This window comes from Streptomyces sp. HSS9-12, assembly GCF_054963655.1.
The window spans coordinates 18,342-33,315 of sequence record NZ_JBUEGC010000033.1; the positions used below are offsets into that span (position 1 = coordinate 18,342).

The following is a 14,974-nucleotide window of genomic DNA, read 5'->3' on the forward strand; positions in this document are numbered from 1 at the left end:
GGGGAACCCCGCTGCGCAGCGCGGCAGCGCCGATGCCTCGCCGGGGAGGCGTTACGCGCCGACCGAGACCAGCCGCTGTCCGTCGAAGGTGCGGACCTCGAAGTGGTCGATCTGGTCGCGGTTCATGGCGGCACCGCCGTGGACGTACAGCGGCTTCTTCGCCATTTCGTTACTGCTGTCGGGAATGCCGTAGCCCCACTTCGGGACCGCCCAGGTGGTGATGATCTGCTTCTCGCCGTCCTTGCCGACCGCGACCAGGCTGCACTTGAGCGGGCCCTTGACGTTCTTCAGCTCCAGAACGGCGTGGGTGCCCCAGGCCTTGGGCTCGGTGCCCACGGTGGCGGTGACCTTGGTCTGCGGGTCCGTGGCCTCGACCTTGTCCTGCATCTGGTTGAAGAAGGCGTCCTCGGCGGGGCTGGTGGGGTGGTCGTGCGGGGGCTTCGCGACGATGCCGGGGTCGGAGCCCTTCGGGGCGTCGGTGGCCATGGAGGTCACGACGGGGCCGCCGACGATCAGGGCGACCGCGGCCGCGACCAGATACAGGCCGCGCCGCTGCCGCTTGCGGCGGGCGACGGCGACCTCGTCGACCAGCCGGTCGAGCAGCGGTGCGCTGGGCTGCGCATGCAGAATGCCGGGGTCTCCGAGGGCCGTGGGGGTCTCGGCCAGCGTGGCGAGCAGGGGCTCCAGCCCCATGAACCCGTCCAGCTGTTCCTGGCAGTACCCGCAGCCGGCCAGATGGGTCTCGAAGTGCGCCGCGTCGGCCGGGTCGAGGACGCCGAGCGCGTACGCGCCGACGGCCTCGTGCTCGCTGTGCCGCTCGGGCGTTGTCATGCCCTTACTCCTCGTTCCTCGAGCGCGAGCTTCATCGAGCGCAGCGCGTAGAAGACACGGGATCTCACTGTCCCGCTGGGTATACCGAGCCGCTCGGCGGCCTCATTGACCGTACGGCCTTTGAAGTAGGTCTCGATGAGCACCTCGCGGTGCGCGTCGCTGAGGTCGCCCAGGGCGTCGGAAAGCGTCATGAGCCAAAGCGCTTTGTCGATCTCGTCCTCCGCGGGCATGACTTCCAGGGGCGATGGGTCGACCTCCTGGGGGCGAGCCTGGCGGCTGCGATGGGCGTCGATGACGATGCGCCTGGCTACTGTCACCAGCCAGGGTCGTATCGAGCCGGTGGCCCGGCCCAGCCGGCCCACATTGCGCCAGGCACGCACCAGCGTCTCCTGGACAACGTCCTCCGCACGGTGCCGGTCGCCTGCGACCAGCCTCAGCACGTAGGCGAACAGCGGTCCCGCGTGTTCGGTATAGATGGCTCGCATCAGCTCCTCGTCCGGCATGGGGGCGCTGCTGGACGGGGGCTGTACGGCCCGGTGTCGGGTCCTTGACGGACGATGCTCGGCCACGGCCGCATCTTTGCGCACCCGAACCTCCCGGTCGAGAGCCTTCTGTGAACCAATGTTTCATACAACTACGGGACAGAACCGATGAGTCGGGCGGTGGCCCGCAGCCCTCGTCTGCTGCGGGCCCCGCCCGATCCTCAGGCCACCGATGTGGGGGAAGGCTCAGCGGCTCGAGGATTTCCCTTGATTACGAGGGGGGCCGGTGAACGTCTCAACCGACCGCGAGAAATTTTCCGGGAGTTGGGGTTCGGTCGTCGTCATGGTCGATGGTCAGTGGCTCGGTGTAGGCTCCTGACCTGGAGCAACCCTCCAGGAATGGCGGCGAGTCGGCACGACCGGCACAGGCCGGTGGCTATGCACCGGCGCCGTACTTGGACTCGGCCGACGGGTCGAGGGCCAGGCGGTAGCCGCGCTTGACCACCGTCTGGATGAGCTTCGGCGTGCCCAGGGCCGTACGGAGGCGGGCCACCGCCGTCTCCACCGCGTGCTCGTCCCGGCCCGCGCCGGGCAGCGCACGCAGCAGCTCCGCGCGCGAGACCACCCATCCCGGGCGCCGGGCCATGACCCGCAGCAGACCCATGCCCGCGGGCGGTACGTAGCGCAGCTCGCCATCCACCAGCACCGCGTGCCCGCGGATCTCGACCCGGTGGCCGGCGACCGGCAACGGCTGGACCCGGCCGGGCAGTTCGACGCACAGCAGCTGCACCAGCGGTCCGAGCCGGAAGCGCTCCGGCTGCGCCGTGTCGATGTCGTGCGCCTTCAGCGGCAGCGCGGTCACCGGCCCGACGCACGCGGGCAGCACATTGTGCCGCAGCGCGTCCAGCACCTCGTCCTGTATGCCGCGCTGCTCCGCCCGCTCGAGCAGGGAAGCGGCGGCGGGCGCGCTGGTGAAGGTCACCGCGTCCAGCGAGCACGCGACGATGGCGTCCAACAGCCGGTCCACGGGCCCGAGGTCCTCCGGGGGCATCCAGCGGTAGACCGGCACGCCCACCACCTCGGCGCCCGCGGCCCGCAGTGACTCCACGAACCCGGGCAGCGGCTCGCCGTGCAGCTGGACGGCGAGCCGGCGGCCCGCGACGCCCTCCTCCAGCAGCCGGTCGAGCACCTCGGCCATGGACTCGGAGGCGGGCGACCACTGTTCGGTCAGCCCCGCGGCCCGGATCGCCCCGCGCACCTTGGGCCCGCGGGCCAGCAGTTCCGCACCACGCAGCCGCTGCAGCAGCGCCTCGCCGAGGCCCCAGCCGTCGGCGGCCTCGACCCAGCCGCGGAAGCCGATCGCGGTGGTGGCGACCACGACGTCCGGGGTGTGGTCGATCAATACCTTCGTAGCAGCGAGGAGTTCGGTGTCATCCGGCAGCGGAACGATCCGCAGCGCGGGCGCGTGCTGCACAGCCGCGCCCCGGCGCTGCAGCAGCGCGCCGAGCTCGTCGGCACGGCGCGCGGCGGTGACGCCTACGGTGAATCCGGCCAGGGGCTGCGGCTTTGCCGCCGCCGGGCCGGTGGCGGCCCGCCCCACTTCGTTGGTGGCGCCGTCAGCCGACGTGGTGTGCTCTCCGTGCATGGCTCTCGTCCCGCTTCGCAGTCGTGTGCGCCTGCGCCGTTCAGCGCAGCCGGGCCGTCCCGGGCCCGTGCACCTTCGGGGGTGGCATGGATGCTGCCAAGACGCCGTGACGGACACGGTTCGCCCGTATTTCCCCGTTGTTACGATCACGTACGGCGCCCGTCGGCCCCCGCGGGGTCGCGGTGCCGGCCTCGGGAGTCACGGCCTTCCGCCCGCCGATCCCGAGGAGGGGACGGACGGGCGGAAGGCTACCCGGATGTCCGACGGTCTCAGACCTCCGCGTACGCGGGCGCCGGGCGCACCTGCTCGCCACTCTCCGCGGTGGCCGCCGTGCCCGCCGCCGGCTTGCGCAGGTATACCGCCCAGGTGACCGCGAAGCACAGCGCATAGCAGGCGAGGAAGGAGACGAAGGCCGGGGTGCCGGTCTGCGCGGTCATGAAGGACTGCCGGAAGGCGAGGTTGATACCGAGCCCGCCGAGCGCGCCGATGGCGCCGATCAGACCCATCGCGGCACCGGACAGCCGCCGCCCGTACGCCGCGGCCTCCTCCCCCGCCATCCCCTTGGTCACCGCCTGCGCCTGGAAGATGCCCGGGATCATCTTGTACGTGGAGCCGTTGCCGAGGCCGCTCAGCACGAACAGGGCGATGAAGCCGACCAGGAAGATGGGCAGCGACTTCTCCATGGAGGCGTAGACGACCACGAGCGTCGCGACCGCCATCGCGGCGAAGTTCCCCAGGGTGATCCGCGCCCCGCCGAAACGGTCCGCGAGCCGCCCGCCCACCGGACGGATCAGCGATCCGAGCAGCGGGCCGATGAAGGTCAGCGAGGCGGCCTGCAGCGGCGTACGTCCGAACTGCGTCTGCAGCACGAGGCCGAAGGCGAAGCTGTAGCCGATGAACGACCCGAACGTGCCGATGTAGAGCAGCGACATGATCCAGGTGTGCGGATCCCGGACCGCGTCCTTGGCGGCCCCGGTGTCGTTCTTCACCGGCGCAAGGTTGTCCATGTACAGCGCCGCACAGACGGCCGCGACCACGATGAGCGGGATGTAGATCCCGAGCACCAGCCGGGGGTGGGTGGCCCCTGCCGTGCTGATGACCAGCAGACCGACCAGTTGCACCACCGGAACACCGATGTTGCCGCCACCCGCGTTGAGCCCCAGCGCCCAGCCCTTCCTGCGCAGCGGGAAGAAGGCGTTGATGTTGGTCATGGAGGAGGCGAAGTTGCCGCCGCCCACACCCGTGAGCACCGCGACCAGCATGAAGGTGGTGTACGAGGTGCCGGGCTTCATCACGACCGCCGCGGCGATCGTGGGCAGGAGCAGCAGCAGCGCGCTGAAGATCGTCCAGTTCCGGCCACCGAACCGGGCCACCGCGAAGGTGTAGGGGACGCGGAGCACGGCACCCACCGCGGTCGCTATCGCGACCAGGAAGAACTTCCCGGCCGGATCGATCCCGTACTCAGGGCCCATGAACAGCACCATCACCGACCACAAGGTCCAGACGGAGAACCCGATGTGCTCGGAGAGGATGGAGAAGATCAGGTTCCGGTTGGCGGTCTTCTTACCGCCGTTCTCCCAGAACTGCTCGTTCTCCGGGTCCCACTGCTCGATCCAGCGGCCCCCTTTGCGCAATGTGGTCGTCGGGGCATTCATCGCGCCTCCAGGCAGGGAGTCAGGGTGTTGATGCCTGATGCTAGGCATGGCGCGTTTCAGGGCCGTGGCCGAAGATGACGCGTACGAAACCTTGCACTCACCTGCGCGCCACCGCAGCGGTGAGCGGCCAGATGCCCAGGCGCGACGGCTCGGGCACTCCCCGTCGAATGGTGCCGTCATCGCCCGCTGGCGCGGTTCACGCCTCCCGGATACCGAGGTCCCGGCTCACCGCATGGCCAACTTGGGTGTTCTGGTCACGAATACAGGCAGGACACCGGATCGTCTCCTGCGCGCCTTGGTACGGGACCGCGGCCAAATTGGTTGGACCAGCGCCGGCGCGGTCCGTGAGAGTTCGTGCATGCCACCTGCGACCGACTCGCCGCTGCTGACCGTGACCGGCGACCGACTGATCTTCGCGGAGCGCGGCCCCCGTCCCGCACGCGGACTCCGGGCCGGGCCGCTCGCCCCGTACCGGCGGCTTTTCGCCACGCCCGGCGCGCGGGCCTTCACGATCGGCAATCTCATCGCCCGCCTGCCCATGGGCATGTTCAGCGTCAGCGCCGTGATCATGATCGCCGGCTCCCGCGGCTCGTACGCCCTGGCGGGAGCCGTAACAGCGACAGGCCTGGCGGCGACGGCCGTGGTCGGGCCGTGGACGGCACGGCTGGTCGACCGGTACGGACAGGCCCGGATCGCCGTACCCGCCACCGCGATCGCCGCCGCCGCCTCGATCGCCCTGCTGCTGTGCGTGCACTACGACGCGCCCGCCTGGACGCTCTTCGCCGCCTACGCCGCCACGGCGACCACCCCGAACACCGGTGGCATGTCCCGCGCCCGCTGGGCGCACCTGCACCGCGACGACCCCTCGGCGCTGCACACCGCGAACTCCTTCGAACAGGCCGCGGACGAGCTGTGCTTCATGGTCGGCCCGGCGCTGGCCACCTTCCTGTGCGTCTGCCTCTTCGCGGAGGCCGGCACGCTCACCGGCGCCGTGCTGCTGCTCGTCGGCGTTCTGATCTTCGCCGCCCAGCGCGCCACGGAGCCCCCGGTGGCGGCGCGCACGGCCGCTGGGGCCAGATCCCCGATCCGGCTGCCCGGCATGGCCGCCCTGCTGGCCACCTTCGTCGCCACTGGCGCGATCTTCGGCTCGATGGAGGTGGTGACCATCGCCTTCGCCGACGCCCAGGGGCACACGTCGGCCGCGGGAGGTGTCCTCGCGCTCCAGGCGGCCGGGTCCTGCGCGGCGGGACTGCTGTACGGGCTGCTGCGCCCGGCAGGGTCGGTCGCCTTCCGCTTTCTGGTCTGCGTCGGGGCCATGGCGGGGCTGATGTGCCTGCCGCTGCTGGCCTCGGGGACCGGCAGCCTGGCAGCTGTCGCCGTGTCCCTGCTGCTCGCGGGCGCGGCGACGGCCCCGACCATGGTCACGAGCATGGCCCTGGTCCAGGACCTCACTCCGGCCGGTCAGCTCAACGAGGGCATGACACTGGCCGTCACCGGTCTTCTCGGCGGCATCGCCTGCGGCTCGGCGGCGGGCGGCTGGGCGGTGGAACACGTGGGAGCGGCCGCCGCGTACGCGACCCCGCCCACGGCCGCCGCCCTCGCCCTCCTCACCGCGGCCAACGGCACCGTCCGGCTCCGGGCTCTCGCCCGCGCCGGGCACAAAAACGAGGACGGCCCCGCCTAGGCGGGGCCGTCCTTCTACGTGGGCCGGCGGTGCGGATGGCGGAGACCCCGCCACCCGCGGAGACCCCGCCCGCGCGGCGAAGCCACGCAGAGACGACGAAGGCGACGCGGTCCGCGCTTACCGCGGACGCACGTCGCCTGTCGCGTTCGTGGAGATGGCGGGAATCGAACCCGCGTCCAGCGAAGTGGAGTCAGGGCTTCTCCGAGCGCAGTTCGCTGTGCTTTTCTCGGCCCCGGAGATCACGCGAACAAGTCTCCGACGGGCTCAGCCACTGTTTGGTTTTCCACTAGCCCCCGTGGCCGGGACTAGTGGTGGAGTTCCCTAGCTGATGCCAGGCTCCGGGTCGGGAACAGCCCCGGGCTGACACTTCGCAAAGTCGCTGTCTGTTAGATCAGGCAGCGAGGGCGAAGGAATCGCGCTTGGTGTTGGCGATTATTTTTTTGCGGCACGTGGTTTACGAGATCATTGCCGCTTCCTCGGCTCGCTTCCCCTGGCTCGACGTCCGCTGTCGAAACCGATCATCCCCATGTGGTGTTTTCAAGGTGCGCACCCCGTGAGGTGCACGTGCCATCGTACGGGATCAACGCATGCCTATGCCAGCGTATTCCCGCCGGTCAGGGCAGATCTCCAGGCGCGGCGCACGCCGCCGGGCGTCACGCCCGCTGCCGCCGCCGCGCCGCGGACATCGCCCGCTCCGCCTCGCGCCGGTCCTGCTTCTCCCGCAGCGCCTGCCGCTTGTCGTAGTCCTTCTTACCCTTGGCCAGCGCGATCTCGACCTTGGCCCGGCCGTCCTTGAAGTACAGCTGCAGCGGAACGAGCGTATGACCGGTCTCCTGCGTCTTGCCGATGAGCTTGTCGATCTCCGCCCGGTGCAGCAGCAGCTTCCGCTTCCGCCGAGCCGCGTGATTGGTCCACGTCCCCTGGCTGTACTCGGGGATGTGCACGTTGTACAGCCATGCCTCGCCGCCGTCGACCTGAGCGAATCCGTCCACCAGCGAGGCCCGGCCCTGGCGCAGCGACTTCACCTCGGTGCCGGTCAGCACCAGACCGGCCTCGTAGGTGTCGAGGATGGTGTAGTCGTGCCGCGCCTTCTTGTTCTGCGCGATCAGCTTGCGACCCGTCTCTTTAGCCATAGCGCGGCCATTGTCGCACTACGTGGCGTCTCCGAGGCCACTCAATACTGTACGGGCCCGCTTTTCGGCCCCCCGGCGTACGGCCAGGTCGGGCGTGATGCCGGAACCGTCCACGCTGCGACCGGCCGGAGTGCGGTAGTGACCCACGGTGAGCTCGGCGACCGACCCGTCCGGCAGCGTGCTCGGCATCTGCACCGAGCCCTTGCCGAAGGTTCTGGTGCCGACGACGACCGCGCGCCCGCGGTCCTGGAGCGCGCCGGTCAGCAGCTCGGCGGCGCTCATGGTGCCGCCGTCGACGAGGACGACGAGCGGCGTCTCGCGGTCGCCACCGGGCCTGGCGTACAAGGCCCGCTGGTCGCCCTGTACGTCGTACGTGGCCACCAGCCCGCCGTCGAGGAAGGCGGAGGCGGCGGTGACGGCCTCGGTGACCAGGCCACCGGAGTTGCCGCGCAGGTCGAGCAGGATGCCGTCGCCGTCGGGCGCCTCGCGCACCGCGCGCCGCACCTGCTCGCCGGCCCCCTTGGTGAAGGACTCGACCTTGATCCGGGTGGTGCGGGACTGAGCGGAGCGGTCGGAGGTCACGGTCTCGGTCGCCAGCTGGGTGCGCCGGATGGTCTCCTGCCAGCTGCGGCCATCGCGCTGCAGGCCGAGCACGACGAGCGTCCCGGGAGCCGCGCCCCCCTGGCCTCCGCGCAGCCGGGAGACCACCTCGGTGACGGGCTCGCCGCCGACCGGGGCACCGTCGATCGTACGGAGCTGGTCACCGGCGGTGATCCCCGCTTGGTCGGCGGGGCTGCCGGGCTGCACCCGCGCCACCTCGATGCGGCCGTCCGCGGTGCGGCTGACCCAGAGGCCCACGCCGACGTATGTCCCGTCGAGGGCTTGCCGGACGTCCTCGTACTCACGGGCGCTGTAGACGGCACTCCAGCGGTCGCCGCTGCGGCTTACCGCCTCTTCGGCGGCTTCGGAACCGGACTCGCCGTCGGACAACGCCGCGGCGGCCGCCGCGCTCACGGCGGCGCGGTCGGTGGTGGCGGCAACCGTGTCGTACGCCCGCCCGCCGGATCTTCGGGCCGCCTCGCCCCAGCTGCCGGTGGCGGCGCCGGCCGCGAGAACGCAACCGAAGACGAGCGTCAGGGCCGCCCCGCGGCGGATGCGCTGGGGGATCCCGCCACCAGAGGTAGGGGATTGGACGAACATCCACTTGCCCGACATGCGGGTGAGTCTAGGACAGCGAAGGGCGCCGTACGGCGGATTGACCGTACGGCGCCCCGGGGCGTTCGTCACACCTTGAGGTACTTGCGCAAGGCGAAGAGGGCCGCAAGCGCGGGCATCAGCACTCCGATGGCGAGAACCAGCGGCAGCTTCGCCAACACCGCTTCCCAGCCGATGAAGTTGATCAGTTGCATCTTCTCGGCCAGCGCCAGGCCGTGGTCGATGAGGAAGTAACGGCCTATCACGAGCATGGCGCAGGCACCCATCGCGCCGAGCAGCCCCGCGAACGCGGCCTCGAGGATGAACGGCATCTGGATGTAGAAGCTGGACGCGCCGACCAGCCGCATGATGCCGGTCTCACGCCGGCGGCTGAACGCCGAGACGCGCACGGTGTTGACGATCAGCATCAGCGCGACGACGAGCATCAGCGCCATGACGCCGAGCGCGGCGTAGTTCATGCCGTTGAGGAGGTTGAACAGGTTCTCCAGGAGCCCCCGTTGGTCCTGGACCTCCTGGACACCGGGCCGGCTGGAGAAGGCGCTGGAGATGACCTGGTACTTCTCCGGATCCTTCAGCTTGATCCGGTACGACTCCTGCATCTGGTCCGGAGTCAGGGAGCTGGCCAGCGGAGAGTCGCCGAACTGCTCCTTGTAGTGCTTGTACGCCTGGTCGCTGGTCTCGAACTGCACCTTCTCGACGACCGGCATCTTGTCGAGGTCCGAGCGGATCTCCCGCTTCTGGTCCTCGGTGACCGCGCCCTTGGCGCAGTTGGGGTCACTCTCCGCGTCGTTCTTGTTGCACAGGAAGATCGAGACGTTGACCTTGTCGTACCAGTAGCCCTTCATCGTGGCCACCTGGTCCCGCATCAGCAGGGAACCGCCGAAGAGCGCGAGCGAGAGGGCGACGGAGACGATGACCGCGAAGGTCATCGTGAGATTTCGGCGGAGACCGACGCTGATCTCCGACAGGACGAACTGAGCGCGCATGATGTCCTTTCAAAAAGTGGCAGTTCGGCTACGGAGCGTGGTGATCAGTGCTGGTAGCCGTACACACCGCGCGACTGGTCACGTACCAGTCGGCCCTTTTCGAGTTCGATGACGCGCCTGCGCATCTGGTCCACGATCTGCTGGTCGTGGGTGGCCATGACCACGGTGGTGCCGGTCCGGTTGATGCGGTCCAGCAGCTTCATGATGCCGACCGACGTCTGCGGGTCGAGGTTTCCGGTCGGCTCGTCCGCGATCAGCAGCATCGGGCGATTGACGAACGCCCGGGCGATCGCGACGCGCTGCTGCTCACCGCCGGACAGCTCGCCCGGCATACGGTTGTCCTTGCCGCCCAGGCCGACCAGCTCGAGGACCTCGGGCACGGTCTTGCGGATCTGCCCGCGCGGCTTGCCGATGACTTCGAGCGCGAAGGCGACGTTCTCCCCCACAGTCTTGTTGGGGAGGAGCCGGAAGTCCTGGAAGACGGTGCCCAGCTGGCGGCGCATCTGCGGCACCTTCCAGTTGGACAGCCGGCCCAGGTTCTTGCCCAGCACATGCACCTGGCCGTGCGTGGCCCGCTCCTCGCGCAGCAGCAGCCGCAGGAAGGTGGACTTGCCGGAACCCGAGGAGCCGACGAGGAAGACGAACTCGCCCCTCTCGATCTCGAGCGAGACGTCCCGGAGGGCCGGACGGTTCTGCTTCGGATAGGTCTTGGAGACGTTGTCGAATCGGATCACGGATGCACCACGGTCGACCTGTAGGGGGCACGGGAAGCCGTACTACGGATCCCGTCGGTGAGCGTGACCATACGCGAAGCAGCAGCGAGCGTGCAGTCGCCGGTCGCGGTTTAGCGTTCATTAATGGCACCTTCAGGAACAAACCAGGCACTGATCGGTGGTTCATCACCCCGGTTCAGGTGGGAATACGCATGGGGCGCGCCGAAACGGCCCGAAGCTGGCAGAGTGGTGGGGGGAACCAATCCGGCTCTCCACGCGTTGGCCACAGTGAGGAGGAGATCGCATGACATGCGACCGACTGGTGTGCGCCAACTGCGCGGGCCCCGTCACTGAGGGCCGCTGCCCGGTGTGCCGGGCCAGCAGGGAGCGGCTGCAGCATCAGGAAGGCTTCATCGCCGGGCTGTCCCCGGCGGCGCTGCTGGCGCTGCTGGTGGCGTTGATCACAGTGGCCGCGCTCGCGCGTGCGGCCGCGTCGGCTGCGTAGGTCCGTCCCCCGCCGCCCAGGCCCGTCCGGGGGACGTACGCCCGCGGACAGGCCGCCGGAGCCCTTCGCTGAGGTCGTAGCCCCATGAATGCCCCGAGGGGCCGGAGCGCGCTACGCTCCGGCCCCTCGGTGTCCTGTGGGTGATCCCACGCTCGCGGATCAGGCCGCGGCGCCGCCACCACGGTTGACCAGGCGCGGCAGCATGCGGAAGCCGATGCCACCCGCGATCATCGTCGCGGCGCCGATCAGCAGGTAGGCGGTGGTGTCGCCGGCACCGGTCTCGGCCAGCTCCTGCTTGGCCTCGCCCTGCTGCACCGGCTGGGAGCCGACGCTGTCGGTGTCCGTGCCGATGTCGTCGCCCGCGTTGTTGCCGTCGGGGCCCGGGTTGTTGCCCGTGTTGCCACCGGTGCCGTTGCCGTTGTCACCGCCGTGGTCGCCGCCACCGCCGTTGCCGCCACCGTTGCCGTTGCCGCCACCGTTGCCGTTGCCGCCGTTGCCGTCCGTGGGCTCCGTGGTGGGCTGGGTGGGCTCACCGGTCGGAATGTCCGTCGGAATGTCCGTCGGAATGTCCGTCGGGATGTCCGTCGGGATGTCCGTCGGCTCCGTCGGGAGGTCCGTGGGCTCGTCAGTGGCCTGGAGGCCCAGACCCACGTCGACGCCGCTCTTGTCGGCGTTGGCGTGCGCGTTCAGTCCGCCGAGCTCGACATCGATCCCGGCGGCCGAAGCCGCACCGGCCGCCGTCAGCGACGCGCCGGCCGCGATCACTGCGCCGGCTGCTATCCGCGCGACGCGCAGCCGCATCTTCTTCGTCATAAAGCTGCTACCCCCAGTAGCTGTTTCGATCAGTGGGGCAGCCATGTATCTGGGCAGCGGCCGCATGGAGGACACGAAACCGACAGGACACCCGTCCCGCCCGCCCCCGTTCGCACGCGCCGCAGTCATGGGCATGCCGCGCGTCAGCTTTCCCAGTTTTCACATCAACGTCAAGGTCATTCCGAACGCTATGTCCGCTTTACTTGCATTTGACCCGCGCATAGTCGAAGAACTGTAACGAAAAAAACAAGAGCAACTGCCACTCCGGGAGCGGCAGTTGCTTTGTCGGTTTCGGTCGGGTCCCGTTACTTCTCGCCCTGCTTGCGCCAGCGGATACCGGCCTCCAGGAAGCCGTCGATGTCACCGTCGAGGACAGCCTGCGGGTTGCCCACCTCGTGCTCCGTACGAAGGTCCTTGACCATCTGATAGGGGTGCAGGACGTACGAACGCATCTGATTGCCCCAGGAGTTGCCGCCGTCGCCCTTGAGCGCGTCCAGCTTCGCCTGCTCCTCCTGGCGGCGCCGCTCGAGCAGCTTCGCCTGGAGAACGTTCATCGCGGTCGCCTTGTTCTGGATCTGCGACCGCTCGTTCTGGCAGGAAACGACAATGCCGGTCGGGATGTGGGTGATCCGCACCGCCGAGTCGGTGGTGTTGACGCCCTGGCCGCCGGGACCGGAGGAGCGGTAGACGTCGATGCGCAGGTCGGACTCGTCGATCTCGACGTGGTCGCTCTGCTCGACGACCGGAAGCACCTCGACACCCGCGAACGAGGTCTGGCGCCGGCCCTGGTTGTCGAACGGCGAGATCCGCACCAGGCGGTGGGTGCCCTGCTCGACGGAGAGGGTGCCGTACGCGTAAGGGCACTGGACGGCGAAGGTGGTCGACTTGATGCCGGCCTCCTCCGCGTACGAGGTCTCGTACACCTCGGTCTTGTACCCGTGCCGCTCGGCCCAGCGCAGATACATCCGCTGCAACTGCTCGGCGAAGTCGGCGGCGTCGACACCGCCCGCCTCGGCGCGGATGTTGACCAGGGCCTCGCGGGCGTCGTACTCACCGTCGAGGAGGGTGCGGACCTCCATCTCCTCGACAGCCTTGCGCACCTCGGCCAGCTCGGACTCGGCCTCGGCGCGGGTGTCCGCGTCACCCTCGGCCTCGGCGAGCTCGAAGAGCACCTCGAGGTCGTCGATACGGCCGCGCAGCTCCTCGACCCTGCGCAGCTGCCCCTGGAGGTAGGAGAGCCGGCTGGTCACTTTCTGTGCGTTCTCGGGGTCGTCCCAGAGGGAGGGGGCCGCCGCCTGCTCCTCGAGCACGGCGATGTCGGCCCGCATCCTGTCGAGGTCCAGGACGGCCTCGATCGACCCCATGGTCGAGGAGAGGGACTTCAGCTCTTCGGATACATCGACGACTGCCACGGCTCCAGCGTAACGGCTGTGTGCGCGGACCCCGGCCGCCGTCATTCCGGGCCGGGGGCCGTAACCGACCCTTTCAGGGGGGATTAGTCCCACAATGGGTGGGTACAGGACGCATCAGCTCCTCGGCAGGACCCGTACAGAAACGAAAAGAGGAGGGTCGCCGTGAAGGACAGGATTGAGGACGAGCAGTCCGGCGGAACCGGGAAGCCCCCGGTGCTGCGGACCGGTAGCGAGCAGCCGGTCGACCCGGAGGACCTGGTGAAGCTCGCCGGGCGTGATGTGACACCCGAGCGGATCGACTGGGCAAGGCACCTCCTGGAGGAGAAGGGACCCGTGGCGGTCGAGCTGTACCTCCCCTGATTGATCTCCCGAACACCCTGGGAAGAGCTGGGCTGACCGCCTCCGGACCCGCTCCCACGGCGCGCACCCGCCCTCTTCTTCAGCCCCGGCCGGTGCCTCGCCGGCCTTCGGGCTCCCGAAGGCCGGCGAGGCACTCAGGGGGCCGAGGGGGCACCGGCGTCCCCGGACTGTTCCACCGCGGGCGATGTGCTCCCACCGTCGTCGTCGGACAGGGCCAGCCAGCCGCCCAGCCCGGCCGCGACGGCCACGGCCGCCGCGGTCACACCCAGCCTGATCCGTCGGCGCCGGGCGGCTTCGGCGCGGTGCCGGGCCGATCCCGGACGGCGCTCCCCGGTCGCGCGGGGCACGCGCGCCGTGCCGCGTGCGCCGCCCGCGAGCTCGTCCGGGCCGGGTACGCGCATGCTCGTGTGCGTATCCCGCCCCGAGTCCGGGGCCGAGCCGTGCACCAGGGGCACGGCGCCACGGCGTGTTCGGGCGCCCCCGGCGGACCCGGGCGGAAGGTTCCCAGCCGCGGTGTCCTCGTACGCCGGGTCGTCGTACGGGCTGTCGTCGCCGCCGGGCTCGGGACCCGGCTCGTCCACGTCCAGCGGCGGCATCCCCACCAGGTCCGGCAGCAGCTCGCGCAGCCGTCCGGCCAGCTCGGCGGCGCGCAGCCGTGAGGCGGGCGACTTGGCGAGGCACTGGATGAGCAGCTGCCACAGCTCGTCCGGGATGCCGGGCAGCGGGGCCACGGTCTCGGTCACATGACGGCGCAGGATCGCGCCCGGGTGACCGCCGCCGAACGGGGTGAAGCCCGCCAGCAGCTCGTACAGGACGGTCGCGAGGGCGTAGATGTCGACGGCGGCGCGGGGCGGCAGGCCCTCGACGATCTCGGGGGCGAGGTAGTCCGGCGTGCCGATGATCTTCGTGGCCCGGGTCCGGCTCGGGGCGTCGACGAGGCGGGCGATGCCGAAGTCGGTGAGCAGCGCCGGGTGCGCGCCGCCGGGGCCGACCGGGCCCTGCATGTCCAGCAGGACGTTCTCGGGCTTCACATCGCGGTGCACGATGCCGGCGGCGTGCGCGGCAGCCAGGCCGTCCGCGACATCGGCGGCGATGGCGACGGCGGCGGCCGGGGCGAGGCGCCGCTCGCGGTCGAGCCGCGTGCGCAGGTCCGTACCGCGGACGAGGTCCATCACGAGCGCGAGGTCGTTGCCGTCCACGACGAGGTCGTGGACGCCGACCACACGCGGGTGGTCGAGGCTGAGGAGCGCGGTGCGCTCCTGCACGAACCGCCCCACGAGCTCCTGGTCGGCGGCGAGGTCCTCACGCAGCAGCTTGATGGCGACCGGGCCCTGGGGGCCCTCTCCGAGCCACACCGTGCCGACGGACCCGCGCCCCAGTACCTGATGGGCGGTGTACCGGCTGCCGATCTTCCGTGCCAAGACTGCTCCGACGTGTCGTGCTCCCAGAGCCCTTGAGCCTCTCGGGAGCTGGCGTTGGCGACAAAGCTACGCGGATTGTGGGGGGTTGCGTGGCTCGCATTGCGCCAACTGTCACTTCT

Annotated in this window: 14 protein-coding genes and 1 other RNA gene; 3 read left to right on the plus strand and 12 right to left on the minus strand. The window is 70.0% G+C overall.

The window, feature by feature from the left end:
• Positions 1 to 51 precede the first annotated feature (51 nt).
• The 4 genes from ACY34J_RS18570 to ACY34J_RS18585 all read right to left on the minus strand — a co-directional run bounded on the left by ACY34J_RS18570 (position 52) and on the right by ACY34J_RS18585 (position 4,613).
• Positions 52 to 831 (minus strand): zf-HC2 domain-containing protein, encoded by a 780-nt coding sequence (locus ACY34J_RS18570; RefSeq protein WP_462727587.1) that lies wholly within the window; start codon positions 829 to 831, stop codon positions 52 to 54.
• Positions 828 to 1,418 (minus strand): sigma-70 family RNA polymerase sigma factor, encoded by a 591-nt coding sequence (locus ACY34J_RS18575; protein WP_462727588.1) that lies wholly within the window; start codon positions 1,416 to 1,418, stop codon positions 828 to 830. Before ACY34J_RS18575 ends, ACY34J_RS18570 begins: the two co-directional genes overlap by 4 nt.
• A 331-nt stretch (positions 1,419 to 1,749) precedes the next feature.
• On the minus strand, positions 1,750 to 2,958 hold the full coding sequence (locus ACY34J_RS18580) for a uroporphyrinogen-III synthase (protein ID WP_462727589.1): 1,209 nt from the start codon (positions 2,956 to 2,958) through the stop codon (positions 1,750 to 1,752).
• A gap of 269 nt (positions 2,959 to 3,227) precedes the next feature.
• A complete protein-coding gene (locus tag ACY34J_RS18585; protein ID WP_462727590.1) occupies positions 3,228 to 4,613 on the minus strand; it encodes a nitrate/nitrite transporter in 1,386 nt (461 codons plus the stop codon).
• Positions 4,614 to 4,971: 358 nt separating this feature from the next.
• Between ACY34J_RS18585 and ACY34J_RS18590 the strand changes: the two genes are divergently transcribed.
• The gene (locus ACY34J_RS18590; protein WP_462727591.1) at positions 4,972 to 6,297 is read left to right on the plus strand and encodes an MFS transporter; all 1,326 of its coding nucleotides are present in this window, start codon (positions 4,972 to 4,974) and stop codon (positions 6,295 to 6,297) included.
• A gap of 146 nt (positions 6,298 to 6,443) precedes the next feature.
• Here ACY34J_RS18590 and ssrA read toward each other — a convergent pair.
• From ssrA to ftsE, 5 genes are all read right to left on the minus strand, one after another.
• Positions 6,444 to 6,823: a transfer-messenger RNA gene (ssrA, locus tag ACY34J_RS18595) on the minus strand.
• A 127-nt stretch (positions 6,824 to 6,950) separates the two neighbouring features.
• Positions 6,951 to 7,430 (minus strand): SsrA-binding protein SmpB, encoded by a 480-nt coding sequence (gene smpB, locus ACY34J_RS18600; RefSeq protein WP_462727592.1) that lies wholly within the window; start codon positions 7,428 to 7,430, stop codon positions 6,951 to 6,953.
• A gap of 18 nt (positions 7,431 to 7,448) precedes the next feature.
• A complete protein-coding gene (locus ACY34J_RS18605) occupies positions 7,449 to 8,645 on the minus strand; it encodes a S41 family peptidase (protein ID WP_462727593.1) in 1,197 nt (398 codons plus the stop codon).
• Positions 8,646 to 8,713: 68 nt separating this feature from the next.
• On the minus strand, positions 8,714 to 9,631 hold the full coding sequence (gene ftsX / locus ACY34J_RS18610; protein ID WP_462727594.1) for a permease-like cell division protein FtsX: 918 nt from the start codon (positions 9,629 to 9,631) through the stop codon (positions 8,714 to 8,716).
• Positions 9,632 to 9,675: 44 nt separating this feature from the next.
• Positions 9,676 to 10,365: a cell division ATP-binding protein FtsE gene (ftsE, locus tag ACY34J_RS18615; RefSeq protein WP_462727595.1), complete on the minus strand. Its 690-nt coding sequence runs from the start codon at positions 10,363 to 10,365 to the stop codon at positions 9,676 to 9,678.
• 283 nt (positions 10,366 to 10,648) lie between these two features.
• Here ftsE and ACY34J_RS18620 point away from each other — a divergent pair, with 283 nt between their 5' ends.
• Positions 10,649 to 10,849 (plus strand): hypothetical protein, encoded by a 201-nt coding sequence (locus ACY34J_RS18620; RefSeq protein WP_462727596.1) that lies wholly within the window; start codon positions 10,649 to 10,651, stop codon positions 10,847 to 10,849.
• A gap of 159 nt (positions 10,850 to 11,008) precedes the next feature.
• On the opposite strand, the gene ACY34J_RS18625 is transcribed toward ACY34J_RS18620, so the two are convergent.
• Together ACY34J_RS18625 and prfB are read right to left on the minus strand one after the other, a co-directional pair.
• On the minus strand, positions 11,009 to 11,662 hold the full coding sequence (locus ACY34J_RS18625) for a hypothetical protein (RefSeq protein ID WP_462727597.1): 654 nt from the start codon (positions 11,660 to 11,662) through the stop codon (positions 11,009 to 11,011).
• A gap of 305 nt (positions 11,663 to 11,967) precedes the next feature.
• Complete coding sequence (prfB, locus tag ACY34J_RS18630; protein WP_462727598.1) at positions 11,968 to 13,074, minus strand: peptide chain release factor 2; 1,107 nt, start codon at positions 13,072 to 13,074, stop codon at positions 11,968 to 11,970.
• A gap of 162 nt (positions 13,075 to 13,236) precedes the next feature.
• Here prfB and ACY34J_RS18635 point away from each other — a divergent pair, with 162 nt between their 5' ends.
• On the plus strand, positions 13,237 to 13,434 hold the full coding sequence (locus ACY34J_RS18635) for a hypothetical protein (RefSeq protein ID WP_462727599.1): 198 nt from the start codon (positions 13,237 to 13,239) through the stop codon (positions 13,432 to 13,434).
• A 134-nt stretch (positions 13,435 to 13,568) separates the two neighbouring features.
• On the opposite strand, the gene ACY34J_RS18640 is transcribed toward ACY34J_RS18635, so the two are convergent.
• Positions 13,569 to 14,855, minus strand: coding sequence for a serine/threonine-protein kinase (locus ACY34J_RS18640; protein WP_462727600.1), 1,287 nt, complete (start codon positions 14,853 to 14,855; stop codon positions 13,569 to 13,571).
• Positions 14,856 to 14,974 lie beyond the last annotated feature (119 nt).

Coding starts and splice junctions, on each gene's coding strand:
- ftsX (WP_462727594.1), bottom strand. CDS start 9,631: ATGCGCGCTCAGTTCGTCCTGTCGGAGATCAGCGTCGGTCTCCGCCGA.
- ACY34J_RS18625 (WP_462727597.1), bottom strand. CDS start 11,662: ATGACGAAGAAGATGCGGCTGCGCGTCGCGCGGATAGCAGCCGGCGCA.
- ACY34J_RS18570 (WP_462727587.1), bottom strand. CDS start 831: ATGACAACGCCCGAGCGGCACAGCGAGCACGAGGCCGTCGGCGCGTAC.
- ACY34J_RS18620 (WP_462727596.1), top strand. CDS start 10,649: ATGACATGCGACCGACTGGTGTGCGCCAACTGCGCGGGCCCCGTCACT.
- smpB (WP_462727592.1), bottom strand. CDS start 7,430: ATGGCTAAAGAGACGGGTCGCAAGCTGATCGCGCAGAACAAGAAGGCG.
- ACY34J_RS18590 (WP_462727591.1), top strand. CDS start 4,972: ATGCCACCTGCGACCGACTCGCCGCTGCTGACCGTGACCGGCGACCGA.
- ACY34J_RS18585 (WP_462727590.1), bottom strand. CDS start 4,613: ATGAATGCCCCGACGACCACATTGCGCAAAGGGGGCCGCTGGATCGAG.
- ACY34J_RS18580 (WP_462727589.1), bottom strand. CDS start 2,958: ATGCACGGAGAGCACACCACGTCGGCTGACGGCGCCACCAACGAAGTG.
- ACY34J_RS18605 (WP_462727593.1), bottom strand. CDS start 8,645: ATGTCGGGCAAGTGGATGTTCGTCCAATCCCCTACCTCTGGTGGCGGG.